The following is a 25,242-nucleotide window of genomic DNA, read 5'->3' on the forward strand; positions in this document are numbered from 1 at the left end:
TTTTTGCGGGCTGCCATGGTGATGGCAACCCGCGCAGGGCTTAGAGCGTAGGTGCGTAACGTACCGATACAAACAGATTGGTACCCAGGGTGCCGTAATCCTTGGCCAGCTCGTATTTGCGGTCAAACAGATTGTTGACGCGCGCATTCAGCGACCAATCATTGTTGATGCGATATTCGCTGTAGAGATTGACCAGGGTGTAGCCGGACATGCGCTCAAGATTGGCGACATCGTTGTAGCGATGTGCCGCAGTTTCAATCTCAGTACCAAGTTGCAGATCGCCCCATTGTCGGCTGATGCCCAGATTGCCATTTTGCTTGGCACGACGCACCAGCAGGTTGCCAGTGTCCTGATCTTCAGGCCGCTGGAAATCTGCATTAGCCAAGATATTGAAACCTGCAAGCTGGCCTTGGTAAGACAGGGTCAAACCGCGAAGCAAGGCATTGCTGATGTTGACGGGTGTCAGCACGCTTGGCGTGGTGCGGGTATTCACAATCAGGTCGCTGACGCGGTTGTGGTAATAGCTGACGTTGAGCTGATGGCCATCCTTGATAAATTGCAGACCCAGTTCGCGGTTATTGGCTTCCTCGGGTTTGAGGTTGGCATTGCCAATAAAGCCCAAGGCCAGCGGGCTATAAAGCTGATTGAAGGTGGGCGCGGAAAATGCTGTGCCCCAATTGGCGCGCGCACGCAGTTCGGGCGTCAACTGGTAGGCATAACCCACTCCCCCTGTGGTTTTATTGCCAAATTGCGAGTTGTCGTCGTTACGTGCGGTAACTTGAACGCTATGTGCGCCAAACTTGCCCTGCCAGCCAGCAAAGCCGGATTGTATGTCTCGGGAATCCACAACATAGGTGCTGGTGCTATCTATCTTCTGCTCGCGGCGCTCCGCACCCAAAGTAAAGGTGCCAGCCACTTTAGTCACAATATCGTTCTGCCAAAGATATTGCGTCTGCACGGTTTCATACACGCTCTTGGTCTTGCGGGTATGGGTGGTGTTGGGGCTGTAGGCGGTGGAATCATCCTGCTCTGGCCTATGCGCAAGGTGCTGAGCCAGTTGTCGGTGAAGCGGTTCTTGCTATAGACATCAACCAGGGTCTGGCGCTGCCTGCTGTAATAGTTAAAGCGATTACGCGGATTATTTAATGGCGTCAGTGCGCCGCCATCGTAATAGTTGGTGCCTTCGCTCAGGTAACCAGAGATACCTATTTCGTGGCGCTCATTGAAATGCTGCGCCAGCTTGAAGGACAAGTTACGGTTGTTGTAGCCATCATCGTCCGGGTTGTAAGTGGCAAGGCGTTTGTTGGCAATTGCTGAGACACCATTGGTGCTGGAGAGGCCAGCCTGCAAGCTGAAGCTGGTGTTGTCCACGCGTCCGGAAATGCCTGTGCTGCCCATGGCGGTGCCATAAGTGCCCAAACCTACGGTGGCATTGATTTTGGGCTTGCCGTTGGCTGATTTGGTAAATATCTGGATCACGCCGCCTATGGCATCTGCGCCATACAGGCTGCTGGCCGGGCCGCGCAGGATTTCCACGCGCTCAATCTGATTGAGGGGGATATTTTCCAGTGAAGTTGTGCCCGAGGTAGCGGAATTAATACGCATGCCATCCAGTAGCACCACGGTATGTACCGGGTTGGCGCCACGGATGTAAACATTGCTGCTCTTACCCACACCGCCATTATGCGAAACCTCAATACCCGCCTGCATGGCGAGTAATTCCACCAGAGAAGTCTGGCCCGCCTTGAGGATCTGCTCCTCAGAAATCACGGAAACGTCGCCTATGACGTCATTGAGTTGTTGCTCTGTGCGTGAAGCCGTGACTACGGTATCTGCAACCTGAAGCTCGGCTGCATATAAGCTTGGCAAGCTAAAAATAGAAGCAAGTGCTGCTGCACCTGCGGACAAACGGAAAGACATGAATACAAACTCCCTGATGCAAAGCGACCCCGCTATTGCTGGTGATAATGGGAGTGTGCAGAGAGAGACGGACTGATGGCTGCAAGCGAGGGCGTGCAAGCGCGTTCGGTCAGCTGCATCCCCGCAGCACTTCCTAATCGTCTTGAGGCCGGTCTCCGGGCTTGCAAGATGCAATATATCGCCTTCCCATGAAATCACAGTGGCATTTGATATATCCGGCTTGCTTACCGTTGCGGGGGCAGCACAGGCATTGCCACAAGGTGGCGCACCTGTTTCCCTGTTTCACCTGCACGCCTAGTGGCTGCAGGCACCTGAAAACTTGGCGCCGATTATAATGGAATCGCAGTTTAAGCGGTGAAATAAGTTTGCAGGATAAGATATTGTATCCATGTCATAAATCACAGGTCAGAGTTGACCGTCAGCGGATTTTCCAATTATAGTGGCGCCATGAATGCCGATTTGATTACCTTGGAACAAAAGCTAGGACAGCTGGTGTCGCTTTGCCAGCATTTGCGTGCCGAAAACCTCGAGTTACGCCAGGAGCTTGGCACGGCCCAAGATGACAATAAGCAGTTGAAGGACAATATGGCGCTTGCCAGCGCCAAGTTGCAGGCGCTCATGGATAAGTTGCCGGAGGAGTTTCAATGAGTGCACGTGGCGTTGATGTCAGCATTATGGGCCGCGAGCTCACCATCGCCTGTAGCGATGAAGAGCGTGAAGGCTTATTGCGGTCTGTGGATTATCTCGACAAGAAAATGCGCGAGATTCGCGATACTGGCAAGGTGGTGGGGGCAGAAAAAATTGCCATCATGGCCGCGCTTAATATCGCGCATGAGCTTTTGACCGCCAATGTCGGTGGTTTTGACATTGGGGATTTCAAGCGTAGAATCTCCTCTATGCAGGAACAAATCGACGCTGTGGTGGTTGAATCCAACCAGTTGTTCTAAGCGGTAGTCATAGCGGCAAGTCATCATTGTTGCGACATTGCAAGGCAAGTCCAACATCCCGGTTTTAGGAATCGCTTAGCGATTCCTCCCTTTGTTCCCTGCGGTGCTGTTCGGGCCATAGATTCCTTGAACCATAAATTTGGCTTTGGTTTCGGTCTGCTAAGTAACTGTGTGCGCGCTCCGATGCGGGTGTACCTAACGTAGCTTAAGGTCGTCACCACTTGAACCCTACAGGTTCAGGATGCCGGTCCGGATGGTATTTGCGGGGAACTCCCTCTTATCTCAATGCGTGGTATTTCAGGTCAGCTAGGCTGACGATCTCCAGCGCACGCTCGTGCGTGGCTTCCAGAATCACTGGCGGGGCAAATCCTGCCTCGGCCGCCTCATACCAGCGCGAGGCGCACAAACACCAGCGATCTCCAGCTTGCAGGCCATCAAAGCCATATTCCGGCCTGGGCGTGGAAAGGTCATTACCGCGTGTCATGGAGTAAGCGAGAAACTCTTCGGTCATCATGGCGCAGACCGTATGGCTGCCAATATCCTCGGGGCCAGTCTCACAACTGCCGCTGCGGGTGAATCCGGTCAAAGGGTCTAGGCTGCAGGCTTGCAGGGTGGTACCAATCACATTACGCGGCATTGCTGGCTCTGAATCAGGGTTAAGACAGGTTATGATACGGAATCTGTATTGATTTGAGAATTTCATGCGTTATTGGTTGATGAAGTCCGAGCCTGCCGATGTGTCTATTGATGACTTGGCATCATTTCCAAACCAGAGTGTGGACTGGTATGGTGTGCGCAATTACCAAGCGCGGAATTTCATGCGTGACCAGATGAAGCTGGGGGATGGTGTGCTGTTTTATCATTCCAATTGTGCGGAACCTGGCATTGTCGGCATTGCCCAAGTCAGCAAGCTGGCTTATCCGGATAGGCTGCAGTTTATAGAGGGGCACAAGTATTATGACCCCAAGGCCACGGCTGAGACGCCGCGCTGGTTTAATGTGGATGTGCAACTGGTAAAAAAAACTCGCTTGCTCAGCCTCAAGGAGTTGCGTGAAACGCCAGAATTGCAGAATCTGAAGATTTTGCAACGTGGCAACCGTCTTTCAATCACGCCAGTGGACCCCAAGGATTGGGATTTCATTATGCAATTGCTGGGCTAAGAAGTGGCTTGGCCGATGCTTATCCAAGCCTCTGATTCATAAAATGCGTGATATGCTAACGCCGAAACTGGCACCAAATTCATAAGGAGATGATAGTGGGTACAAAAAAAGAAGACGGAATAGTGGATCCGCACCAGGATTTAAGAAACAGCGGGCTGAAAATCACCCTGCCTAGACTTAAGGTGCTGGACATCTTCCGTAACAGTGAGCAGCGCCATCTGGCCGCTGAAGATGTTTACCGTATTCTGATTACCGAACATTCTGAGTTCGGTCTGGCGACTGTATACCGTGTGCTGGCTCAGTTTGAACAAACTGGCTTGCTGAAGAAGAGCCAGCTTGGCAACAACAAGGCCGTGTATGAACTCAACGATGGTGAAGAGCATCATGGTCACCTGGTCAGCACCAGCACTGGTGAAGTGCGTGAGTTCTACGATCTGGGCATTGAAGAGCGCCTCAAGGTGATTGTGCGTGAATTGGGCTATGAATTAACCGATTACGACATCACCGCTTACGGCACGCCCATCGCCAACAAGTCCTAATTCAGATTCGCAATCTGCGCAGACCTGAAACCAGGGTCTGAAAAAAAGGCCTGAAACCACTATGCATGGTTTCAGGCCTTTTGTACTTTGCTGGCGCTAACTCTGCACCAGCGCCTTAGCTATCTTGCACTGGCTTTAGGTAGAATTTTCTTACCGCATTATCCCAAGAACAGCTTGTAGGCTGGATTATCGCTCTCGTTCCAATACGGGTAGCCCAGGGTATTCAGGAACTCCCCAAACGCTGCTTCCTCGCCTGGTGGCACCTGCATGCCTACCAGTACTCGGCCAAAATCCGCGCCGTGGTTACGGTAATGGAACAGGCTGATGTTCCAGTCGTGACGCATATTGTCGAGGAAATTCATCAGCGCGCCGGGCTTTTCCGGGAATTCAAAGCGGTACACCTGCTCATGCTCGGCCTGTGGCGCATGACCGCCCACCAGATGACGCAAATGCAGCTTGGCCACTTCGTTATCGCTCAGGTCCAGCGTAGGTAGGCCATGGGCTTGCAGCTGTTCCACCAGCAGGCTGGTTTCATTGGGGTCGCTGATGGCTACACCCACATAGATGTGCGCGGCGCTGGCATCAGCGTAGCGGTAGTTGAATTCGGTGACGTTGCGGTTGCCTATCAAACGGCAGAACTGCTTGAACGAGCCTGGAGTTTCCGGGATGGTAACGGCCAGCACCGCTTCGCGTTTTTCGCCTATCTCGGCACGTTCGGCCACAAAGCGCAGTCGGTCAAAACTCATATTGGCACCTGAGGCCACTGCCACCAGGGTCTTGTCTTGCAGTCCGTGCTGCTGGGCGTAAGCTTTGAGGCCTGCCAGCGCCAGCGCACCCGTGGGTTCCAGAATCGCCCGTGTATCCTCGAATACATCTTTGATGGCAGCACAGATGGCGTCGTTATCCACCAGTATCATTTCATCCACATATTCCTGGCACAGGCGGAAGGTTTCTTCGCCTACCAGTTTCACTGCCTTGCCATCGGCAAACAGCCCGACTTGCTCCAGCGTTACGCGTTTGCCCTGCTGCAGTGACACAGTCATGGCATTGGCGTCATTGACTTCCACGCCTATGATGCGGATTTCCGGACGTACGGCCTTGATGTAAGCCGCTACCCCTGCAATCAGGCCGCCGCCGCCTACCGGGCAGAAAATCGCTTCTATGTTACCCGTGTGCTGATCCAGAATTTCCAAGCCCACCGTGCCTTGCCCGGCAATAACGTCAGGATCATCAAAGGGGTGGACAAAGGTCAGCTGCTGCTCAGCCATAAGCACCAGAGCGTGGTTATAGCGTCGGTATAGGATTCCCCCGCCAGCACCACCTCGCCACCACGGTTACGCACTGCGGCTACTTTGATGCTGGGTGTAGTGACAGGCATGACGATCACAGCACGGCAGCCCGCATTTTTTGCGGCCAGGGCCACACCTTGGGCATGGTTGCCAGCCGAGGCTGTAATCACGCCGCGCTGCAAGGCTTCTGCCGAGAGATTGGCCATCTTGTTATAGGCACCGCGCAGCTTGAAGGAAAATACCGGCTGCATATCTTCGCGCTTGAGCAGCACCTGATTGCCCAGGCGGCGGGAAATATTGGGCAGACTGTCCAGTGGGGTCTTGCTGGCCACGTCATAGACGCGGGCGGAGCGGATTTTCTGCAGGTAGTCGGTTTTCATTGAGTAAGGGCGGTCCAAGTCTGCAGGATATACAGCAGCAGTGTTATGATTGAGGGGCTTGGTTCGAAAAGAACCTGAATTATAAAGAAAACACAGGGGATGCAAAACGCCGCGCTTGTTCATAAAGCCGGGATATTTTGCCTGCCCCTATCAGAAATGCAGAAAAGGGTTATAGCAGATGGCAACACAAGACGAATTGAAACTACAGGTCGCACAGGCGGCAATTGAGTATGTCAAAGGTGGCATTATCGGTGTGGGCACTGGCTCTACCGCCAATTTCTTTATTGATGAACTGGCCAAGGTAAAAAGCCGTATTGATGGCGCTGTGGCCAGCTCTGAAGCCACTGCCCAGCGTTTGCGCGGCCATGGCATACAGGTTTATGACCTCAACGATGTTGATGGCATGGAAATCTATGTTGATGGCGCGGATGAAATTACCGAGCATATGCATATGCTCAAGGGTGGCGGCGGTGCTTTGACCCGTGAAAAAATTGTCGCAGCCTGTGCCAAGGACTTTATCTGTATCTGTGATCAGAGCAAGCTGGTGCCAGTGCTGGGCAAGTTCCCGCTGCCAGTCGAAGTCATTCCTATGGCGCGTGGTCATGTGGCCCGCGAGTTGGTCAAGCTGGGCGGTCAGCCCAAGCTGCGCGATTTCACTACCGATAACGGCAATGTGATTCTGGATGTGCATGGCTTGTCCATCACCAACCCGGTTGAGCTTGAAGCCAAGATCAATGACATTGTTGGCGTGGTGACCAATGGTCTGTTTGCCGCCCGCCCAGCCAATGTGTTGCTGCTGGCGACACCTGAAGGTGTCAAAACCTTGCAAGCCAAGTAAGTAGCCGAATTAATTAACATTAAATTGTCATAAAAGACAATTAAGCTGCAGAGTTGACTCAATCACCCTGGCCGAATTCCGCGCATATCGGCCAGGTTCAATCACGGAAGGGATCGCGTTATGCAATTTGAACACACGTATAAGCAATACGATGCCGAGCTGGAATCAGTCCGTGCCAAAGTACTGGAAATGGGTGGTCTGGTAGAGCAACAGATCGTCAATGCGCTTGAGGCCTTGGTCAACGCGAATCCGACCCTGGCAGATAAAGTGATTGCCAATGATCACAAGGTCAACGCCCTGGAAGTGCAAGTGGACGAAGACTGCAGCCATATCATTGCGCGACGTCAGCCTGCTGCTGGTGACCTGCGCATGATCATGATGGTGGTGAAGACCATTACCGATCTGGAGCGTATTGGTGACGAGGCGACCAAGATTGCGCGCGTTGCGCAGAAGGTCTATGAATCTGGCCGCATGTACACGCCACGCTTCAACGAAATCAAGACCATGGTCGGCCACACACGCGAAATGCTGCGTACCGCCCTGGATGCGTTTGCGCGTCTGGATGTGACCAAGACCGTAGATGTGGCACGTCAGGATGAGCAGGTGGACGAGCAGTTCCGTGCCGCCATGCGCCAGCTGATCACTTTCATGCTGGAAGATCCCCGTACCATCTCCATGTCACTGGAAGTATTGTTTGTGGCAAAAGCGGTAGAGCGTATCGGCGATCACGCAAAGAATATTGCTGAATACGTCATCTACATGGTAAAAGGCAAAGACGTACGCCACACCACGGTGCAGGAGATGGAGCGCGAAGCTCAAGAGCCTTGATGGTTCTCCTGATGCCTGGGTGGCAGGCAGCTTACCGTTCAAGATAGGTGGATTTTGGCTATAAGAAAAACAGATTTCCCGGAAATTGCAGCAGTTGATCTGGGCTCCAATAGTTTCAGATTGCAGCTGGCACGGGTGTCGGATGGGCATCTGATTTTTCATGATTCACTGCGCGAAGCGGTACGCCTGGGCGCAGGGCTGGATGCCAAGGACAACCTCAGCATCGAAGCCCAGCGCCGCGCCATAGACTGTCTCAAGCGTTTTGGCGAGCGTCTGCGCGGCTTGCCGCCGCAGGCGGTACGCGCCGTCGCCACCAATACCTTCCGCGTTGCGCGTAATGCCCCCAATCTGATGCAAGAAGCCCAGGACGCCCTGGGTTTCCCTATTGAGATCATTGCTGGCCGCGAAGAGGCGCGCATGATCTTCGTCGGCGTCAGCCACAGCCTGCCTCCAGCTAGCCATAAGCGCCTGGTGATAGACATAGGCGGCGGTTCTACAGAATTCATCATAGGCAAAGGCATGGAGCCCATAGAGATGGAAAGTCTCTACATGGGCTGTGTCAGTTACAGCCTGCGCTATTTCCCTGATGGCAAATTAACCGAGACCGCTTTCGATAAGGCGCGCATTGCCGCGGCTGCGGAACTGCAGAGCATACGCAAGCATTTCATCGCCGAAGGCTGGGAGGAGGCCGTAGGCTCTTCCGGTACGGCCAAGGCCCTGGGCGAAATCATACGGCTGAGTGGCTTGAGTGATGGTGAAATCACGCGTGATGGCCTGGAATTCCTGCGGCAGCAATTGCTCAAGGCCAAGGAAATTCGCAAAATAGAATTGCCCGGTTTAAGCCCAGACCGCGCCGCAGTGTTGCCTGGCGGCTTGGCGATTATGACCGCAGCCTTTGAGGCGCTTAAACTGCAACAGATGACCACAGCCAATAGTGCCTTGCGCGAAGGCGTGCTGTATGAGTTGCTGGGGCGTCTGCACGACCAGGACATACGCGAGGTGACAGTGGCCAGCTTTATGCGCCGTTACCAAGTGGATGAAGATCAGGCCAACCGCGTGCGTGAGCTGGCGCAATTGCTGTTGGCGCAATGTGAGAACAAGCTGCAGCAGCTCGATCATGATACCGCTGCGCATTATCTGGCCTGGGCCGCCAATCTCCACGAGATAGGCGTCACCATCGCCCATGGTGCTTATCACAAGCATTCTGCCTATATTGTTGAAAATGCCGATATGCCGGGCTTTTCCAATATGGAGCAGGAAACCCTGGGCCTGTTGATGAAATCGCAGCGGCGCTCATTGAGCAAGCTGGAAGGCCATTTGCTGGAGAATTCAGATCGCTTGTTGCTGATCCTTATCATGCGACTGGCGGTGTTGTTCCATCGTAACCGTCAGGCGGATCATAGGCCTGACCTGGCATTGACCATACACAAATCCGGCTATGAGCTCAGCATAGAGCCAGGCTGGCTTAAGGAAAATCCCCTGACTGCGGCTGAGCTGGAGAATGAGGTGGGTTACTGGAAAGAAATTGGCTATCAGCTGAAAGTGAGCTGAAGCCTCAGCTTGCAAATCAGTGCAGCACCATCATTAACAATAAGTATTAAAAATAAGTATTAAAAAATTAGGTACCCAAGCAAAAAGGCCGTTAAACGGCCTTTTTGTTTATCAGTCTTCTGCGAAAGGCATCAAATCTCAGGCAATACTTCCTGCCCAAGTTCTGTCATCAGCGCCTGCTGCGCAGAGTAAGCCGCACGACGGCTGGGCTTGGATTCATAACTGCCATCCGACAACATTTCCCAGGCATTGATATTGTCCTTGAGGTAAGGCTCCAGCCCTTCCTTGAACACGCGCTTTTTCACCTTGGCATCCAGCAGCGGGAAGCAGACTTCAATGCGGCGGAAGAAGTTGCGGTACATCCAATCCGCACTCGACAGGTAAATATGCTCGGCGCCATTGTCGTAGAAATAGAAAATGCGTGTGTGCTCTAGGAAGCGCCCAACAATGGAGCGCACCTTGATATTCTCTGAAATGCCGGGAATGCCAGGGCGCAAGGCGCAGACCCCGCGCACAATTAACTCTATCTGTACCCCGGCATTGGAGGCATCGTATAGCGCACGTATCACATCCGGGTCCAGCAGTGCATTCATCTTGCGATAATGCGCGCCTTCTTGCCAGACTTGGCAATCTCGGCCTCGTGCTGAATGGCTTGATCAGGCGTTGATGCAGGGTAAAGGGCGATTGCCACAGGTGACGCAGCTTGCTGGCGCGGCCCAGACCGGTCAGCTGTGCAAACACGTCATTAACGTCTTCGCTGATTTCTTCCTGGCAGGTCAATAGGCCAAAGTCAGTGTAGAGGCGTGCGGTACGCTGGTGGTAATTGCCCGTTGCAATATGCACATAGCGGCGCAGCTTATCTTCATCACGGCGCACTACCATGGCCATCTTGGCGTGGGTCTTGTGACCCACCACACCGTACACCACATGGGCTCCTGCATTCTCTAGCTGGGCGGCCCAATTGATATTGGCTTCTTCATCAAAGCGCGCCAGCAGCTCTACCACCACGGTGACTTCCTTGCCGCGCTGCGCGGCTTCAATCAAGGATTTCATCAGCGTGGAGTCAGCACTGGTGCGGTAGAAGGTCTGCTTGATCGCCAGCACTTGCGGATCTTCCGCCGCCTGCTTGATGAATTCAATCACCGGATTAAAGGACTGGAAGGGGTGGTGCAGCAGAATATCCTGCTTGCGGATAGCCTTGAAGATATCTGCATCCTTGCCCAGTTCCTTGGGCACGCTGGCGGTATAGTGCGGGTACTTGAGGTCTGGGCGGTCCACGCTATCGGGGATTTGCATCAGGCGCACAAGATTGACTAGGCCGTTGACCTGGTAAAGATCTTCCTGCGACAGGCCAAACTGCCCCAACAGGAAGGCCGACATGGCGGGTGGGCAACTATCGGCCACTTCCAGGCGCACGGCATCACCATACTGGCGGTGGGTCAGTTCACCTTGCAATGCCAGCCGTAAATCCTTGGTTTCCTCATCATCCAGAATCAGGTCGCTATCCCGCGTCACGCGGAACTGGTAGCAACCCTTGACCGTCATGCCGGAGAACAACTCGCTGACGTGGGCGTGCAGAATGGAAGACAGGAAAACAAAACCATGATCGAAGCCAGCAATTTCCTTGGGCAGGCGGATCACGCGTGGCAAGGCGCGCGGGGCTTGCACAATGGCTACACCGGAGTTGCGGCCAAAGGCATCCTTGCCTTCCAGCTCTACGGCAAAGTTAAGGCTCTTGTTCAATACTCTGGGGAAGGGATGCGCAGGGTCCAGACCTATAGGCGTCAGGATAGGCATCAGTTCACGGAAGAAGTAGGCGGCAATCCATTCACGCTGTACATCGGTCCAGTGACCACGGCGTATAAAGCGGATTTCCTGCTCAGCCAAGCGCGGCAGTACTACCTCGTTGAGGATTTTGTACTGATGATCCACCAACTCATGGGCCAAGGCGCTGACCTTGCTGAAGGTCTGCTTGGGCGACATGCCATCGGCACCAATTTGCGGGGAATTGTATTTGATCTGGTTCTTCAGGCCCGCCATGCGGACTTCAAAGAACTCATCCATATTGCTGCTGAAAATGCAGAGGAATTTGAGGCGCTCCAGCAGGGGGACACGTTCGTCTTCTGCCTGGGCAAGTACGCGACGGTTAAAGGCAAGTATGCCTAACTCGCGATTGATAAAGTATTCCGGGCTCAATTTGATGGTAGACAAGATGAAAACCCCACTTTATGCCCGGAATATGACAGTTTAATGAAAAACTCCCAGGCTGGGTCTGAGCTTGAGGCTCAGACCAGTAAGCAATGCTAAGACCTGCTGTATTTACTCTTTGGGTGGCACGTAGCCAGTGGCTGTGTCTGCGCCATCACCAAAGAAATAAGCTTCGGTTTGCTGGGTAAGATACTTGCGTGCCGATGGGTCCGCCAGACTCAGGCGGTTTTCATTGACCAGCATGGTTTGTTGCTTGAGCCAGCCAGCCCAGGCTTCTTTGGAAACCTGTTCGTAGATACGCTTGCCCAGCTCGCCAGGATAAGGAGGGAAATCCAATCCATCCGCGTTGCGGCCCAATTTGATGCAGAAAACGGTACGTGCCATGTTGCGCCTAGTGTACTTGATAAGACGTCTATCATAGCGCAAGCCACTGCCTGGCGCGATAGTGAAGCGCCAGGCAGCAGGGTTTGCAAGCGGCTATAAAGCCGCTAGATACACACTGAGGAATGGCCGCGCACTTAGAAATCGCCGCGCAAGCCTACCATCAAAGACCTGCCGCCCATGGGCGCAATATCCTTGAGGATGGAAGTGTGGTCACGTATGGTTTGATCAAGCAGGTTGTAAGCCTTGGCAAAGGCTTCCAGCTGGAAGCGGTCTGGTGTGGGCAGTTTGTAGGTCAGGGTGGCGTTAACCAGGGTATAACCATCCGTCACCAACTCATTTTCATCGGTGCGGTTCTGCTTGAAGGCACGCAGTACATCCAGCCTTGCGCCCGCGCTCTTGAAGCGGTAATCCAGGCCAAAGCCCAGTTTCAAGGGCGAGATACGCGGTAGGGAATCCCCCGTATCCCTATTGGTGGCCCTGACATAATCGCCACGCAAATTAAGGTCCAGCGTGCCTACGGTGTCATAAACCCTGAATTTACCCTCGGCTTCCAGGCCCTTGAAATCTGCGCGAGCAGACTTGAACTCGGCTTCGGCAATCTCGGAATCAGCTTGGCCAGTTTCACCTTCTTCATTGACCAGGTTGCCGCTGTTGAACAGGCCGATAAAGCTGCTGAAGCGCGTGTAATAAGCGCCCACGCTAAAGGAGTTATGTTGCTGCTTCCATTGCAGGCGCGCATCTATGCCGTTGGAGCGTTCTTTTTTCAGCTCGCTGGAGCCGACTTCATATTGGTCTGTGGCCACATGATGGCCATCTGCAAACAGCTCAAAATAGCTGGGGGCGCGTTCGTTATGGGAAAGATTGGTAGTCACCGACCATTGCTCATCCAATTTGAACAAAGCCCCAGTCGCCAGGCTGTAGGGGGTGAATGAGCGCGATTGCGCCGGGCCAAAACCATCGCCGCCACTGGATTCTATCTTGCATGTTCCACACGGCCGCCAAAGGTGAGCTTGAAGGCATCCAGCGGTAATTCTTCATACAGATATAGCGCACGCGTCTTGGTGCGATTGGTCGGCACAAAGGCTTCCTCGCCCAAGGCTTCAAAGCGTGAATTGTGGAATTGCAGGCCGATCACCCCAGACAAAGGGCCAATATTGCCATGTGAGGTTCAATCGAGCCTTCCAGGCCACGGTTCTTGAAAGTGGTGCCGACTTCACCATCTTCCAGCTCCTGGTGCTGGTAATCAGTATGCGCCATGCGCACCTTGACCTTGCTGATCACACTGCCTAGGTCGCGCAATTCGGAGGCAAAATCCCAGCGCTTGCTTTCCATATCAATCAATACATCGGGCTCGGCCACCGTGCCGTATTTATTGTTGAAGGTGGAATAGGAGGCGCCCACATAGCCATTTTCCAGCGCAATCGAAGCACCCAGTGCGCCGCCATCGGCATCAGAGCCGCTGTTCACCAGACGTCCCTTGTTTTCTCTCACTTCTCCTGTCTGCGCTGCCTTGCGACTGGACATGGCATAACCTGGGATGTCGAGGTCATCGGTCTTGCGCTTGTAGGCATCGGCATGCACAGTCAGCACCCCATTACCTGCATCCATGACAATGGCACCATTCTTCTGGTTTTCAGCACCGCCAAAACGCACTTCGCTGCGGCCAGTCACCCCATCTATCGCTTCCTTGGGAATACGATGATCTATGGCATTCACCACGCCACCCACAGCGCTGCCGCCATAAAGCAGGGCCGCCGGGCCACGCACCACATCAATTTGCTCAATCACCAGCGGGTCCAAGGCCACGGCATGGTCAAAACTCAAGCTGGAGGCATCCAGTATGCCCACACCGTTTTGCATCATGCGCACGCGCTCACCATCCATGCCGCGGATAATGGGACGTGAGGCATTGGGGCCGAAGTAGGTGGAAGAAACACCGGGAATGGATTTGAGGGTTTCGCCCAGCGTGCTTTCACGCTGCAAGCTAAGCTCGCGGCCAGCCAAGGTGGAGACAGGCACCACCATATCGTCGGAAGCCACGCCCAATGGGTTGGCGGTGACCGAGATGGTGGGTAGTTCTATAGCCTCTGCCCAAGACAATGTGGGGATGAGGCTGCTGCCAAACGCCAGTGAAATGGCAGTTAAAGCGTGGCGGCGGATCCAGCGTGGGGAGTGGGTACTCATACAAATTTCTCGCATTCAGGTCGATATTGTGGCGTTTAGCCTGAGCCTTAGCGGGCACAGGCATGGCAACGCATGCACGGCGGGCGCGGGGAGTAGCTTTGCTCAAATCTGCTAGATCAAAGCGCACCCTGCGCGGGCCGGAATTCAGTGCTGAATGTGAGTGGGAGGTGCGCGGGCGCTGTAGGCGTTACGCACAAGCTGAGAGTGATCCAGCGTGGGGCTGGCAACAGGCTTGAGCGAGAGGGAGTGGGTGGCGGGCAGGATATAGCTACTGCCGGAGATGAGATTATCCAGGCTGGCCAGTGACAGACATTGGTCACAAACGCCGCTGTGCGGTGCTTGGTCTTGCTGGCTGTAATCCTGTAAATGCGAAATTTCATGCGCAAGCACGCTCTGTTGCCCCAGAAGAAGCAACAGTGTGAGTAGATAACCAAGAAATAGCTTGCGCAACATGGTTGCAATCTTAGCAGGCTGCCATGGAAAAGAAAAACGGCCAGTACTAAAAAAGTACTAGCCGTTGATGATTTTAAAGACAACAGGGGCGGAATGTTGGCGCCCACAAAGTCAGGATTAGCCCTGGAAATTAGCCGCTACGAAATCCCAGTTGATGATGTTCCAGAACTCTTCAGCATACTTGGGACGCGCATTGCGGTAATCCACATAGTAAGCGTGTTCCCATACGTCTATGGTCAACAGTGGTGTCTGACCCTTGGTCAGAGGTGTCTCGGCATTGCTGGTGCTTTCCAGAGTCAGGCTGCCATCGGCGTTCTTCACCAGCCAGGCCCAGCCTGCACCAAAAGTGGTGATGGCTTTTTGCGTGAACTGTTTCTTGAATTCTTCAAAACTGCCAAAGGTCTTGTTGATGGCCGCTGCCAGCTCGCCAGTAGGTTCGCCACCGCCGTTGGGTTTGAAGCAATTCCAGTAGAAAGTGTGGTTCCACACCTGAGCTGCATTGTTGAAAATGCCGCCTGAGGATTTGCGTACGATTTCTTCCAGGCTGGCGTTTTCAAACTCGGTACCTACGATGAGGTTGTTGAGGTTGGTGACGTAAGCCTGGTGATGCTTGCCATAGTGAAAATCTATGGTTTCAGCAGAGATAACTGGAGCCAGAGCGTCCTTGGCATAGGGAAGGGGAGGCAGTTGATGCGCCATGCTTATTCCTTTTTTGATGTTAGAGATGGAAATCGGCAGGCATTTTGCCATAAAGAAAACAAAGCTTAGGTAGCGAGAATCATTAGCACATCGGGCTCAATACCGAGTTGAGATTTACCAAGATGGGCTTAAGCAAGGCCATGGATGCACATAGGCGAGTGGCAATACGTAGTCTAAAGTCACATCATAATGAAATGCTCGTTAATTCGAGCATAAAACACTTAATGCTCGAATTGGCGATCAATTTATCATTGACAAACAGAGTTGACTTGCCTAAGTTAATGCTTATAAAACAGGATGATCCAATATGCGCATACAACAATCTGCAAGCATCAAACCCGAACTGGCAGAGGAAGGCAAACAACTGGGCGATATCATTGCACGCCTGCGTATTGCGCGCGGCGTCAAGCAGACTGAGGCCGCACTGCGGGCCAATATTTCCCGCAATACGGCCTATCGCCTGGAAAAGGGTGACCCGGCAGTCGCTATCGGCCAGATTTTGCGCTATATCGATGCCATTGCGCCTGGGATTACCTTGATGCAACTGGTGGCAGAAAATGACCCAGCGCTCACCGCCCTGAAAATGAAAGAGCAACGCCAACGAGTGCGTGGCCTGTCTACTGAACAACTGCGTGAGGTGGACTTCTGATGGCTGAGCGTAAGCTCTTCCTATTTGCGCATTTGGATGGGGATTGGGCGCCCTGTGGACTGCTTGAACTGGTTGAGAGCCCGGCGCTTGCAGCCTCATCCTTTATTTACGGTACGCGCTATCTGGAGCGCAAAAACGCCATAGAAATAGACCCGCTTAGCCTGAGCCTGCAAGACAAGAATATCGTGCGGGGCAAGCAACTTTTCCCCCTGAATGCCTTGCCGTACTTTGGCGGAATACGCGATGCCGCGCCCGATTCCTGGGGGCGGCGCGTGATCGAGGCCAAGCTCAAGGTGCCTGCTAACACCCTGCCTGAATCGGAATATCTGCTGCATGCTGGGAGTGAGCGCATAGGGGCTTTGGATGTACGCAGTGATATCAATGACGCACCGCGCCCAGGCGTCACAGGCTTGCATACGCTGGCGCACCTCATGGAGGCCGCTGATCGCATCGCCGAGGGGCAGCCTGTGCCCGCGCATCTGGAAATGATTTTTCTCGACGGCACTGCCTTGGGTGGTGCGCGTCCCAAGGCCACGGTCCGCGATGAGCAAGGTGTACTCTGGCTTGCCAAGTTTGATACTAGGCAAGATCCGTATTGTTTTCCGGCCATAGAGGCTGCCACGCTGCGGCTGGCGCGTGAGTGCGGCATGACGGTGCCAGAAGTGCGCACGATTAATATCGGTCAGCGCAAAGTCATGCTTATACGCCGTTTTGATCGCTATTTTGCACCACCTGGCATTGAGACCTTCCCCTCAAATCTGGGCACGCCTGGGGCGGGAGTTGTAGAAAAGCGTTTGCCCTTTTGCAGCGGACTCACTCTGGTGGGTTGTCATGAGACTGAATCACCCACCAAAGCATACGTTGACCTCGCCGATGCCATAGGCCGCTATTGTCAGCCGCAACGCATCATGAGCGACAAGGCAGAACTGTTTGCGCGCATGGTGTACAACATCCTGGTCAGCAATGACGACGATCATCTGCGTAACCACGGATTTATCCATGATCCCGTGCTCAGGGGCTGGCAGCTCTCGCCACTTTACGACGTGATGCCACGTCCTGGCATTACTCAAGAGCGGCTGTTACACCTGGGAGTGGGCGCAAGTGGCAGGTTGGCGACCTTGGATAATGCCTTATCCAGTTGCGGCAGATTTGGGCTTACCGAAGACGCGGCATTGAGCATCATGGCGCGGGTATGGCAAAAGGTACGCGAGTGGCGTGTTTACTTTGAAGACTATGGTGTAGAAAAAAGTGATATCCACAAGCTACAAACGGCGTTTCGCCATATTGATGACGTCGCATCTGCACAGCTCAGAAAACGACTCTGATCACCATCAATAGCGCGGCCGCCGCAAGGGCGGGCTTATGCGTACGGTATTTAAATTCGGAATCTAAGCAAGACGCTCTAATGCTCGGGCAGGGCGTAGGGGCTGGGGTCGGTCCAAGGTTGATCTCCGCAGATCAATGCTGCTATCAATCTGGCGCTGCCTGGGCCCATGGTCAGGCCGTAGCGGAAATGCCCGGTGTTGAGGAATAGATTGCCCACGCTGGGGTGGGCGCCAATCACGGGCAGGTTTTCCGGGGTGCCCGGACGCAGGCCGCTCCAGTGCTTGATGATGGGCAGGCCGCTGAGTTCTGGCAGTATGGCTTCGGCTTTCTGACGGATTTCGGCCAGTACTTCCGGTGTGGTTGAAGGGTCAAATCCAACGTCTTCCAACGTGCTGCCTGCAAGCAGATAGCCATCGCGGCGCGGTACCAGGTAGAAGCCTTCACGGTAAATCACGGTGTTGAGGTTTTTCACGGGTTTGTACAGCACAATCTGGCCGCGCATAGGCTTGATTTGCAGTTGGCTGGCTACGCCCTTGAGCAGCTCAAAGCTCCAGGCTCCTGAAGTCACCACAAACTGATCGCCACGAATCCATTCACCATCCTGGGTTTGCCAGGCAGTCAGCTGGTCTGTGCCTGCAGGCAGGGGTAGCAATTGGGTATGTTCGAGCAGGCGCACTTGTTTCTGCTCCAGCCAGGCACGCAGGGCATGCATAAGGCAGGGCGGGCGTACCTGGTTCACCTCGGGTAGCCACAGGGCTTCATCACCATGAGGGGATTGCACGCCATAGTCGGCGGCGCTGACCGCACGCGCTGTTACCTGATAGCGTTCGCACCAGTCCAGGGCTTGGGTGCGGTCAAATGTTGGCAACAGCAAAAAGCCGGAATTGAGCATTTGTGGGTCTATGCCGGTGTCACGCAATAGCTGCGCGCATATTTCGCCGTAATGCTGGGCACCATAGTGAGTCAGGATATTGACCTGGTCGGAGTACATCCAGGGTAGCAAGGGGAACATAATGCCTGCCCCGGCCCAGGAAGATTCGCCCGAGGTCTGACTGGCAATCTGGTTGCGCTCAACGATGGTCACGCGGCAACCGCGTTGTACCAATTCCATGGCGGTCAGGCAGCCGACTATGCCGCCACCCACAATCACAACATGGCGGCTCATGGCTGATAAGTCCTGTGACAGTAGGGTGGGGATAAGGTGAGGACAAACAGAGTCATTAGGCAAAAATTATGCCGACTTTACCGGCATATCCTTTATTCAGGGCAGATTCCCTTTTATACTTGCCACTTATGGCAATTTCCAATTTAACGTCAGGCACTGGCAATACAGGCAGCAGCGGCATCAGCAACATCCTCTGGAGCTGGCGCGCGAGGTTCTGAGCATAGAAGCACGGGAAGTGCTCGCACTGGCGCAACGTCTGGACGATAACTTCGTCAAGGCAGTCGAGCTCATTTTACAGTGCCGGGGACGAGTTGTCGTGACCGGGATGGGCAAGTCCGGCCATATAGGCAACAAGATTGCCGCCACCTTGGCCAGTACGGGTACTCCCGCTTTCTTTATGCATCCAGGTGAAGCCAGCCATGGCGACCTGGGCATGATCACCAAGGATGACGTGGTGATCGCGATTTCCAATTCCGGCGAAGTGGATGAGTTGCTGGCGATATTGCCCCCGCTCAAGCGCATAGGCGCACCGCTGATCAGCATGTCGGGCAATCCCAATTCCACCTTGTCCAGAGCCGCAGCGATTTTTCTTGATTCCCATGTATCGCAGGAAGCCTGTCCCCTGGGACTGGCGCCCACTGCCAGCACCACGGCAGCCCTGGCCCTGGGCGATGCACTGGCAGTGACCTTGCTGGATCAGCGCGGTTTTTCACGTGAGGATTACGCGCTTTCGCACCCGGGTGGCTCATTGGGTAGGCGTTTGCTATTGCATGTGCGCGATGTGATGCGCAGTGGCACAGCCATCCCCACTACCGCGGCGAGTGACAGCATCAAGGATGGTTTGCTGGAAATGTCACGCAAGGGTCTGGGCATGACGGCGGTGCTGGATGCCCAAGGCCTGGCGGTAGGTATTTTCACCGATGGTGATTTGCGCCGTGCTTTTGAGGCGGGCATTGATATTCATGGCACGACCATGGGCGAAGTCATGCACACACGTCCGCATACCATACAGCCGGATCAGCTCGCAGTGGATGCCGTGGCACGTATGGAACAATTTTCGATAACTAGCCTGCTGGTGGTAGACCAGCAAGGCAATCTGGTGGGTGCACTCAATATGCACGACCTACTTATGGCAAAGGTGGTTTAGCAGTGAATTCAGAAGTGATCTCTATAGAAGAGCGCGCCAAGCGCATCAAGATAGCCGTGTTCGACGTTGATGGTGTGCTCACCAATGGTGGCTTGATGCTGGGCGATGATGGGCTGGAGTACAAGATATTCCACTCGCAGGATGGCCTGGGCATGAAGATGCTGAAGAACACCGGGCTGCGTATGGCTTATATCACTGGCCGCACCTCCAAGCTGGTGCTCAAGCGTGCGGAAAATACTGGCGTCGATATCATCTATCAAGGCATAGATGACAAGCTCGAAGCCTTGATGGATCTGGTGGAAAAGCAGGGTGTCAGCCTGGATGAGTGCCTGTTCATGGGCGATGATGTTATTGATATTCCGCCTATGCGCCGCGCGGGTCTGGCGATTACCGTGCCGCATGCCATGCCACTGGTGAAAGAATATGCCCACTACACCACAGAGCGTCAGGCCGGGTTTGGCGCGGTGCGCGAAGTCTGTGAACTGCTCATGAAAGCTCAGGGCACCTTTGACGGCCAAATGGCCCAATACCTGAAGTAAGCTGACGCCAGCCTATGCAAGGACGTTCCAACACCATCCTCTTTCCCTTGGCAGTGCTGGGCCTTTTGGCCTTGCTAACGCTATGGATAGACCGCACCGTGCAGCCACCCGAGCCGCGCGTGGATGGTAACACCCGCCACGATCCAGATTACGTGCTCAACAATTTCGTCACTACCAAGACCGATACCGCAGGCAACATCAGCCATGTGCTCAAGGCCACCGAGATGCGGCACTACCCGGATGACGACAGCACAGAGCTGGAAAACCCGCACTTCACCCAGTATGGAGTGGGCAAGCCCAGCACCATGATAGAGGGCAAGCGCGGTAGCGTCTCCAGCAATGGTGAGATCGTCAAGTTCTACGATGATGTGCGCGTGGTGCGCCAAGCCACAGCTGACCGTGAAGAGATGACCTTGACCACGGATTATCTCGAGGTAGAGCCCAAACGTGAGGTGGCGAAGACCAATCGCCCGGTCGTGATTACTCAAGGGCCTAAGACCGTGGTGCGCGCAGTGGGCATGGTCTACGACAAAAAGAGCCAGACCATACAGCTCAATAAGCGTGTGCGCACGCATTACGAAAAACCTGCGGTACGTAAAAGCAGTAAGCCCAGTAAAACCAAGGCCAGTACGGGTGCTAGCGTGAAGCCTGTGCCTAAATCATCAGCCAAACCAGCGGCAAAAAGCACAGATAAAACGCCTGCACGCCAGCCTGTAAACAGCACTAAACAAAGCAAGTCCAGTGCCAGTAAAAATGCTAAGCTGCCAACTCAAACTAAATAAAATGACATCCTTCAGCGGAGAACATATGCGCACCCTGCGTAGCCACTTATCTTTAGGCATGCTGCTTGGCATGCTGTCCGGCCTGATGCCTGGCTTGGTCCATGCAGAAAAGGCCGATAGGGAAAAGCCCATAGAACTGGAAGCCGACTCGGTACAGGTCAATGACGCCAAAAAAACCAGCACCTACGTTGGCAACGTGATCCTCACCCAGGGTACGCTGATCATCAAGGGCGATAAGCTGGTGGTACGTGAGGACAAGGAAGGCTTTCAGCACAGTACTTCTTACGGCAACCCCACCACCTTCAAGCAGAAGCGTGATGGCAAGAACGAATACATGGAAGGCAGTGGCCAACGCATAGAGTATGATGGACGCATGGACAAGGTGCAGTTGTTCACTAAAGCCTGGGTCAAGCGCGGCGAGGATATCGTGCATGGTGATTACATCATGTACGATGCCAATGCGGAATACGCGGAAGTCATCAGTGGCGGCTCACAGTCTGCCACGCCAGCCACACCGAACGGTCGTGTACGCGCGGTGATTCAACCTAAAAAGAAACCAGCCACCGAGGGTGCCCCGGCAGCCGATACTCCTTGAGCTTAAGCGGATTTAGATAGTAGTGACCATGAGCGAATTGAAAGTAGAAGGTTTGCGCAAGAAGTACAAGTCTCGCACCGTGGTGCAGGACATCTCCTTGCAACTGAACAGCGGTGAGGTCGTGGGCCTGCTCGGCCCTAACGGTGCGGGCAAGACCACCAGCTTTTACATGATGGTGGGCCTGGTGCCACTGGATGATGGCCGTATTCTTCTGGATGGCAAGGACCTGAGTCGCATGCCTATCCACCAGCGCGCGCGCATGGGCTTGGCTTATTTGCCGCAGGAGCCCTCCATCTTCCGCAAGATGACGGTGACTGAAAATATTCAGGCCATCCTCGAATTACAGGATATGACTGCCGAACAGCAGAAGGAACAGCTTGAATCCCTGCTGCATGAACTCCATATCACTCATATACGCAACAGCATGGCGGTGAGTCTTTCAGGTGGTGAGCGCAGGCGTGTGGAGATTGCCCGCTGCCTGGCCACCAATCCCAGCTTTATTCTGTTGGATGAGCCTTTTGCCGGTATTGACCCGATTGCGGTGCTGGATATTCAGAAGATTATCCGCTTTTTGGTAGGGCGCAACATAGGCGTACTGATCACTGATCATAATGTGCGTGAGACGCTAGGTATCTGTGACCGCGCTTATATCGTCAACGAGGGCAGGGTATTTGCCGCGGGCAAACCCAGCGAGATCATCCACAACGATAGCGTGAGAGAAGTGTATTTGGGCAAGGACTTCCGCCTGTAAGCCGGGCGCATAAGAAACATGAAACAAAGTCTACAGCTAAAATTTTCGCAAAACCTGGCATTGACGCCGCAGTTGCAGCAGTCGATCAAACTGCTGCAGTTGTCATCACAAGAGCTCAACCAGGAGCTGGAATCCCTCCTGCAAGCCAATCCGCTGCTGGAACGTGTGGATGGGCCGGATGGTGTGCCTGATGTACAGGAAAGCTATACCCCGGTAGAAAGCAGTGTGCCAGCGAGCGAGGCACCTGCCTCCAGCAATGAAGAGCTGCCCAGAGTAGACGAGTTTGGCGGAGGTGATGATTATTTCGAGTCTTTCCAGGGTAGTGGCCGTTGGGAAGAAGGTGGTGGCAACAGCGATGATGACAATGATTTCAGCTTCCAGGAAGCCGTCAACCTCACCTTGCGTGAGCATCTGCTAAGCCAGATCAAGCTGCTGCCGCTGTCAGAACGTGACCAGACTCTGGCCATGGTGCTGGTGGATGCCATCAACGATGATGGCTATCTGGATCAACCGCTGGAAGAATTGGCAGAACTGCTGCCGGAAGAGCTGGAAATTGATTTGCTGGAGCTGGAAACCGCGCTCAAGCATATCCAGAACCTAGACCCACCCGGCATAGGTGCACGTAGCCTGGCAGAGTGCCTGGCGCTACAACTGCGCGCCCTGCCTGCTGATACTGATTATGTGGATTTGGCCGTGAAAGTGGCCGAGCATCATTTGCCCTTATTGGCCACGCGTGACTACACGCGGCTACGCAAGCTGCTGGCTTGTGATGACGATGTACTGAAATCAGTGCAGCAACTGGTGGTGCAACTGAACCCACGCCCAGGTGCAGAGTTTAGCCACATTACTTCCGATCATTACATCCAGCATGAAATCGTGGTCAAGAAAATCAAGGGCATCTGGATTGCCAGCCTGAATGATGAAGTGGTGCCCAAGCTGCGCATCAACCAACTTTATGCGGGGATTTTGAAACGTAACCGCGATAGTTCGAGTCAGTACTTGATGAGCCAGATGCAAGAAGCCAAATGGATGATCAAGAATATCCAGCAACGCTTCTCGACCATATTGCGTGTGTCGCAGGCGATTGTTGACCGCCAGCGCAATTTCTTTGAGCACGGTGAAGTGGCGATGCGGCCGCTGGTGTTGCGTGAAATTGCCGATGAGCTTGGTTTGCATGAATCCACGGTTTCACGCGTCACCACGCGCAAGTACATGCTCACCCCCAGAGGTGTATACGAACTCAAGTATTTCTTCGGCAGCCATGTGGCCACAGAGTCAGGCGGCGCATGCTCGGCCACTGCAATTCGTGCGCTGATCAAGCAAATGGTAGGCGAGGAAAACCCGAAAAAACCGCTGTCGGATAACCAGATTACCGACATTCTCGGCAAGCAAGGCATAGTTGTTGCAAGACGAACCATAGCGAAATACCGCGAGTCTCTACAGATACCCGCGGCCAACCAGCGCAAGTCGCTTTGATTTGCGCGTTTTTTCAGTAAGGAGAGCGTTATGAATTTGCATCTGACCGGACATCACCTTGAGCTTACCCCTGCATTGCGCGAATACGTGCAGTCCAAGCTAACGCGACTGAGCAACCATTTTGACCATGTAATTGACGTCAAAGTGACCTTCAGCGTGGAGAAACTGGTGCAAAAGGTCGAAGCCACGCTGCACGTGCCTGGTAATGACTTGCATGCCGAGTGCAGCGCAGAAAATATGTACAGCGCAATTGACTCCCTAACTGACAAGCTGGATAGGCAAGTGGTCAAGCACAAAGAAAAAATCGGTAATCACAATCAGGCCTCGGGCGGCCTGAAACACCAAGCTGTAGAATAATCACGGCATGCTGCCGAAGAGTGCAAGGCTCATGAATTTGCCCTGTCATGGGGCGTGGGCCTGGTACTCTTCGCAGTACTCACTTTGATAGACAAGTTGTAAGGCATGATCAACGCCATGGCTGAAATCAGTGTTACCCAGTTGTACAAGGACACCCGCCGCAAACTCAAATTGAAGTGGGTGGCTGGACTGGCTGGAGGTGATAATCCTCTCACCAGCGAAACCGTGACCAAACCCTCCCTGGCCTTGATCGGTCATTTGAATTTTGTGCATCCCAACCGCGTACAGGTGCTGGGATGTGCCGAGATGGACTATCTGCGCAGCCTGAAAAACCGCGAGATGCAACAGGCCATCAAAAATCTTTTCTCTGCAGACCTCGCTGCCATCATCGTTGCCAATGGTGAATTGGCCCCCGACGAACTGGTGCTGGCGGCTGATGATTACAGCACCCCTTTATTTACTTCTCCCTTGCGTAGCCCCGGCCTGATGGATGTGCTCAGCCACTATCTGGCGCAGGCGGTGGCCGTGTCAGAAAGCCTGCATGGCGTGTTTCTGGAAGTGCAGGGTTTTGGCGTCATGATACGCGGCAACCCGGCCATAGGTAAAAGCGAGCTGGCGCTGGAGCTGATCTCGCGCGGTCACCGCCTGGTGGCCGATGATATTGTCGATTTTTACCGCATTGCGCCGGATAGGCTGGAAGGGCGCTGCCCACCGCTATTGCAGGATTTCCTTGAAGTGCGTGGCCTGGGTGTGCTGAATATACGCGCGTTGTTTGGTGACAATGCCGTCAAGCCGACCAAACCGCTGGACTTCATCGTTCAACTGGAAATGGCCGATACCATGGTGCCGCTGGATAGGCTCAAGATCAAATCCCATGACGAGAAAATACTCGACGTCAAAGTGCCCAAAGTGGTGATCCCAGTGGCTGCGGGTCGCAATATTGCGGTGCTGGTCGAAGTGGCAGTGCGCAATCATATGCTGTTGCTGCGTGGCATCAACGGCACCAAGCAGTTCATGCAGCGCCAGCAGCGCGAAATGGCGCGTACCGCCAAAAAACTCAAGCTGGTGGAGTAAG

General features: G+C 53.9%; 24 protein-coding genes, 3 pseudogenes and 1 riboswitch. Of the genes and pseudogenes, 17 read left to right on the forward strand and 10 right to left on the reverse strand.

The features are described 5' to 3' along the window. Positions 1-40 precede the first annotated feature (40 nt). Complete coding sequence (locus JCM2850_RS22775; RefSeq protein WP_036265906.1) at positions 41-970, reverse strand: TonB-dependent receptor domain-containing protein; 930 nt, start codon at positions 968-970, stop codon at positions 41-43. Further along, positions 922-1,920: a TonB-dependent receptor gene (locus JCM2850_RS22780; protein WP_234406194.1), complete on the reverse strand. Its 999-nt coding sequence runs from the start codon at positions 1,918-1,920 to the stop codon at positions 922-924. The genes JCM2850_RS22775 and JCM2850_RS22780 overlap by 49 nt, the downstream gene beginning before the upstream one ends. Before the next feature lie 129 nt (positions 1,921-2,049). Beyond that, positions 2,050-2,250, reverse strand: a riboswitch (cobalamin riboswitch). 117 nt (positions 2,251-2,367) lie between these two features. On the opposite strand from JCM2850_RS22780, the gene JCM2850_RS09645 reads away from it, so the two are divergent. Next, positions 2,368-2,568, forward strand: a complete 201-nt coding sequence (locus JCM2850_RS09645; RefSeq protein WP_025871467.1) for a coiled-coil domain-containing protein — start codon at positions 2,368-2,370, stop codon at positions 2,566-2,568. Then, the gene (locus JCM2850_RS09650) at positions 2,565-2,867 is read left to right on the forward strand and encodes a cell division protein ZapA (RefSeq protein ID WP_025871469.1); all 303 of its coding nucleotides are present in this window, start codon (positions 2,565-2,567) and stop codon (positions 2,865-2,867) included. Before JCM2850_RS09645 ends, JCM2850_RS09650 begins: the two co-directional genes overlap by 4 nt. Before the next feature lie 277 nt (positions 2,868-3,144). Here JCM2850_RS09650 and JCM2850_RS09655 read toward each other — a convergent pair whose 3' ends face one another. Beyond that, complete coding sequence (locus JCM2850_RS09655; RefSeq protein ID WP_025871471.1) at positions 3,145-3,504, reverse strand: DUF2237 family protein; 360 nt, start codon at positions 3,502-3,504, stop codon at positions 3,145-3,147. 64 nt (positions 3,505-3,568) lie between these two features. Between JCM2850_RS09655 and JCM2850_RS09660 the strand changes: the two genes are divergently transcribed. Beyond that, entirely contained in the window at positions 3,569-4,027 is a 459-nt protein-coding gene (locus tag JCM2850_RS09660) for an EVE domain-containing protein (protein WP_025871473.1), read from the forward strand. A gap of 89 nt (positions 4,028-4,116) precedes the next feature. After that, positions 4,117-4,566 carry a ferric uptake regulation protein gene (locus tag JCM2850_RS09665; protein ID WP_051525359.1) on the forward strand — a complete coding sequence of 150 codons (450 nt, stop codon included), beginning with the start codon at positions 4,117-4,119 and terminating at the stop codon, positions 4,564-4,566. Positions 4,567-4,724: 158 nt separating this feature from the next. Here the strand turns inward: JCM2850_RS09665 and ilvA are convergent. After that, positions 4,725-6,235, reverse strand: a pseudogene (ilvA, locus tag JCM2850_RS18420) (threonine ammonia-lyase, biosynthetic). Positions 6,236-6,413: 178 nt separating this feature from the next. On the opposite strand from ilvA, the gene rpiA reads away from it, so the two are divergent. The 3 genes from rpiA (at position 6,414) to ppx (ending at position 9,452) form a co-directional block, all read left to right on the forward strand. Further along, positions 6,414-7,073, forward strand: a complete 660-nt coding sequence (rpiA, locus tag JCM2850_RS09675; RefSeq protein ID WP_025871477.1) for a ribose-5-phosphate isomerase RpiA — start codon at positions 6,414-6,416, stop codon at positions 7,071-7,073. A gap of 120 nt (positions 7,074-7,193) precedes the next feature. Further along, complete coding sequence (phoU, locus tag JCM2850_RS09680; RefSeq protein ID WP_025871479.1) at positions 7,194-7,901, forward strand: phosphate signaling complex protein PhoU; 708 nt, start codon at positions 7,194-7,196, stop codon at positions 7,899-7,901. 54 nt (positions 7,902-7,955) lie between these two features. After that, positions 7,956-9,452 carry an exopolyphosphatase gene (gene ppx / locus JCM2850_RS09685; protein ID WP_025871480.1) on the forward strand — a complete coding sequence of 499 codons (1,497 nt, stop codon included), beginning with the start codon at positions 7,956-7,958 and terminating at the stop codon, positions 9,450-9,452. Between the two features lie 131 nt (positions 9,453-9,583). On the opposite strand, the pseudogene ppk1 reads toward ppx, so the two are convergent. From ppk1 to JCM2850_RS09710, 5 genes and pseudogenes are all read right to left on the reverse strand, one after another. Continuing rightward, positions 9,584-11,663 (reverse strand): annotated as a pseudogene (gene ppk1, locus JCM2850_RS18425) (polyphosphate kinase 1). A gap of 108 nt (positions 11,664-11,771) precedes the next feature. Beyond that, positions 11,772-12,044, reverse strand: coding sequence for an oxidative damage protection protein (locus tag JCM2850_RS09695; RefSeq protein WP_025871482.1), 273 nt, complete (start codon positions 12,042-12,044; stop codon positions 11,772-11,774). A 134-nt stretch (positions 12,045-12,178) separates the two neighbouring features. Then, positions 12,179-14,243 (reverse strand): annotated as a pseudogene (locus tag JCM2850_RS18430) (TonB-dependent receptor). A gap of 129 nt (positions 14,244-14,372) precedes the next feature. Next, complete coding sequence (locus JCM2850_RS18435) at positions 14,373-14,681, reverse strand: hypothetical protein (RefSeq protein ID WP_025871484.1); 309 nt, start codon at positions 14,679-14,681, stop codon at positions 14,373-14,375. A gap of 117 nt (positions 14,682-14,798) precedes the next feature. Then, entirely contained in the window at positions 14,799-15,380 is a 582-nt protein-coding gene (locus tag JCM2850_RS09710) for a superoxide dismutase (RefSeq protein ID WP_025871486.1), read from the reverse strand. A gap of 307 nt (positions 15,381-15,687) precedes the next feature. Here JCM2850_RS09710 and JCM2850_RS09715 point away from each other — a divergent pair, with 307 nt between their 5' ends. Both JCM2850_RS09715 and JCM2850_RS09720 read left to right on the forward strand, forming a co-directional pair. Continuing rightward, the gene (locus JCM2850_RS09715) at positions 15,688-16,029 is read left to right on the forward strand and encodes a helix-turn-helix domain-containing protein (protein ID WP_025871488.1); all 342 of its coding nucleotides are present in this window, start codon (positions 15,688-15,690) and stop codon (positions 16,027-16,029) included. Continuing rightward, positions 16,029-17,354: a type II toxin-antitoxin system HipA family toxin gene (locus tag JCM2850_RS09720; RefSeq protein WP_025871489.1), complete on the forward strand. Its 1,326-nt coding sequence runs from the start codon at positions 16,029-16,031 to the stop codon at positions 17,352-17,354. The genes JCM2850_RS09715 and JCM2850_RS09720 overlap by 1 nt, the downstream gene beginning before the upstream one ends. A gap of 77 nt (positions 17,355-17,431) precedes the next feature. Here JCM2850_RS09720 and JCM2850_RS09725 read toward each other — a convergent pair whose 3' ends face one another. Next, positions 17,432-18,520: an NAD(P)/FAD-dependent oxidoreductase gene (locus tag JCM2850_RS09725; RefSeq protein ID WP_025871491.1), complete on the reverse strand. Its 1,089-nt coding sequence runs from the start codon at positions 18,518-18,520 to the stop codon at positions 17,432-17,434. A 235-nt stretch (positions 18,521-18,755) separates the two neighbouring features. Between JCM2850_RS09725 and JCM2850_RS09735 the strand changes: the two genes are divergently transcribed. The 8 genes from JCM2850_RS09735 to hprK all read left to right on the forward strand — a co-directional run bounded on the left by JCM2850_RS09735 (position 18,756) and on the right by hprK (position 25,241). Beyond that, positions 18,756-19,667, forward strand: a complete 912-nt coding sequence (locus JCM2850_RS09735; protein WP_025871493.1) for a KpsF/GutQ family sugar-phosphate isomerase — start codon at positions 18,756-18,758, stop codon at positions 19,665-19,667. 2 nt (positions 19,668-19,669) lie between these two features. Further along, positions 19,670-20,206: a KdsC family phosphatase gene (locus tag JCM2850_RS09740; protein ID WP_234406195.1), complete on the forward strand. Its 537-nt coding sequence runs from the start codon at positions 19,670-19,672 to the stop codon at positions 20,204-20,206. A gap of 14 nt (positions 20,207-20,220) precedes the next feature. Beyond that, a complete protein-coding gene (gene lptC, locus JCM2850_RS09745; protein WP_025871497.1) occupies positions 20,221-20,988 on the forward strand; it encodes an LPS export ABC transporter periplasmic protein LptC in 768 nt (255 codons plus the stop codon). Positions 20,989-21,046: 58 nt separating this feature from the next. Then, positions 21,047-21,583: a lipopolysaccharide transport periplasmic protein LptA gene (lptA, locus tag JCM2850_RS09750; RefSeq protein ID WP_439645860.1), complete on the forward strand. Its 537-nt coding sequence runs from the start codon at positions 21,047-21,049 to the stop codon at positions 21,581-21,583. A gap of 28 nt (positions 21,584-21,611) precedes the next feature. Beyond that, positions 21,612-22,334: an LPS export ABC transporter ATP-binding protein gene (lptB, locus tag JCM2850_RS09755; protein WP_025871501.1), complete on the forward strand. Its 723-nt coding sequence runs from the start codon at positions 21,612-21,614 to the stop codon at positions 22,332-22,334. Positions 22,335-22,352: 18 nt separating this feature from the next. Beyond that, the gene (locus tag JCM2850_RS09760) at positions 22,353-23,810 is read left to right on the forward strand and encodes an RNA polymerase factor sigma-54 (RefSeq protein ID WP_025871503.1); all 1,458 of its coding nucleotides are present in this window, start codon (positions 22,353-22,355) and stop codon (positions 23,808-23,810) included. Between the two features lie 30 nt (positions 23,811-23,840). After that, entirely contained in the window at positions 23,841-24,167 is a 327-nt protein-coding gene (gene hpf / locus JCM2850_RS09765; RefSeq protein WP_025871505.1) for a ribosome hibernation-promoting factor, HPF/YfiA family, read from the forward strand. 117 nt (positions 24,168-24,284) lie between these two features. Next, complete coding sequence (gene hprK, locus JCM2850_RS09770) at positions 24,285-25,241, forward strand: HPr(Ser) kinase/phosphatase (protein WP_025871507.1); 957 nt, start codon at positions 24,285-24,287, stop codon at positions 25,239-25,241. Position 25,242 lies beyond the last annotated feature (1 nt).

It is taken from the genome of Methylobacillus glycogenes JCM 2850 (assembly GCF_000617925.1).
In the GTDB taxonomy this organism is placed as follows: Bacteria; Pseudomonadota; Gammaproteobacteria; order Burkholderiales; family Methylophilaceae; genus Methylobacillus; species Methylobacillus glycogenes.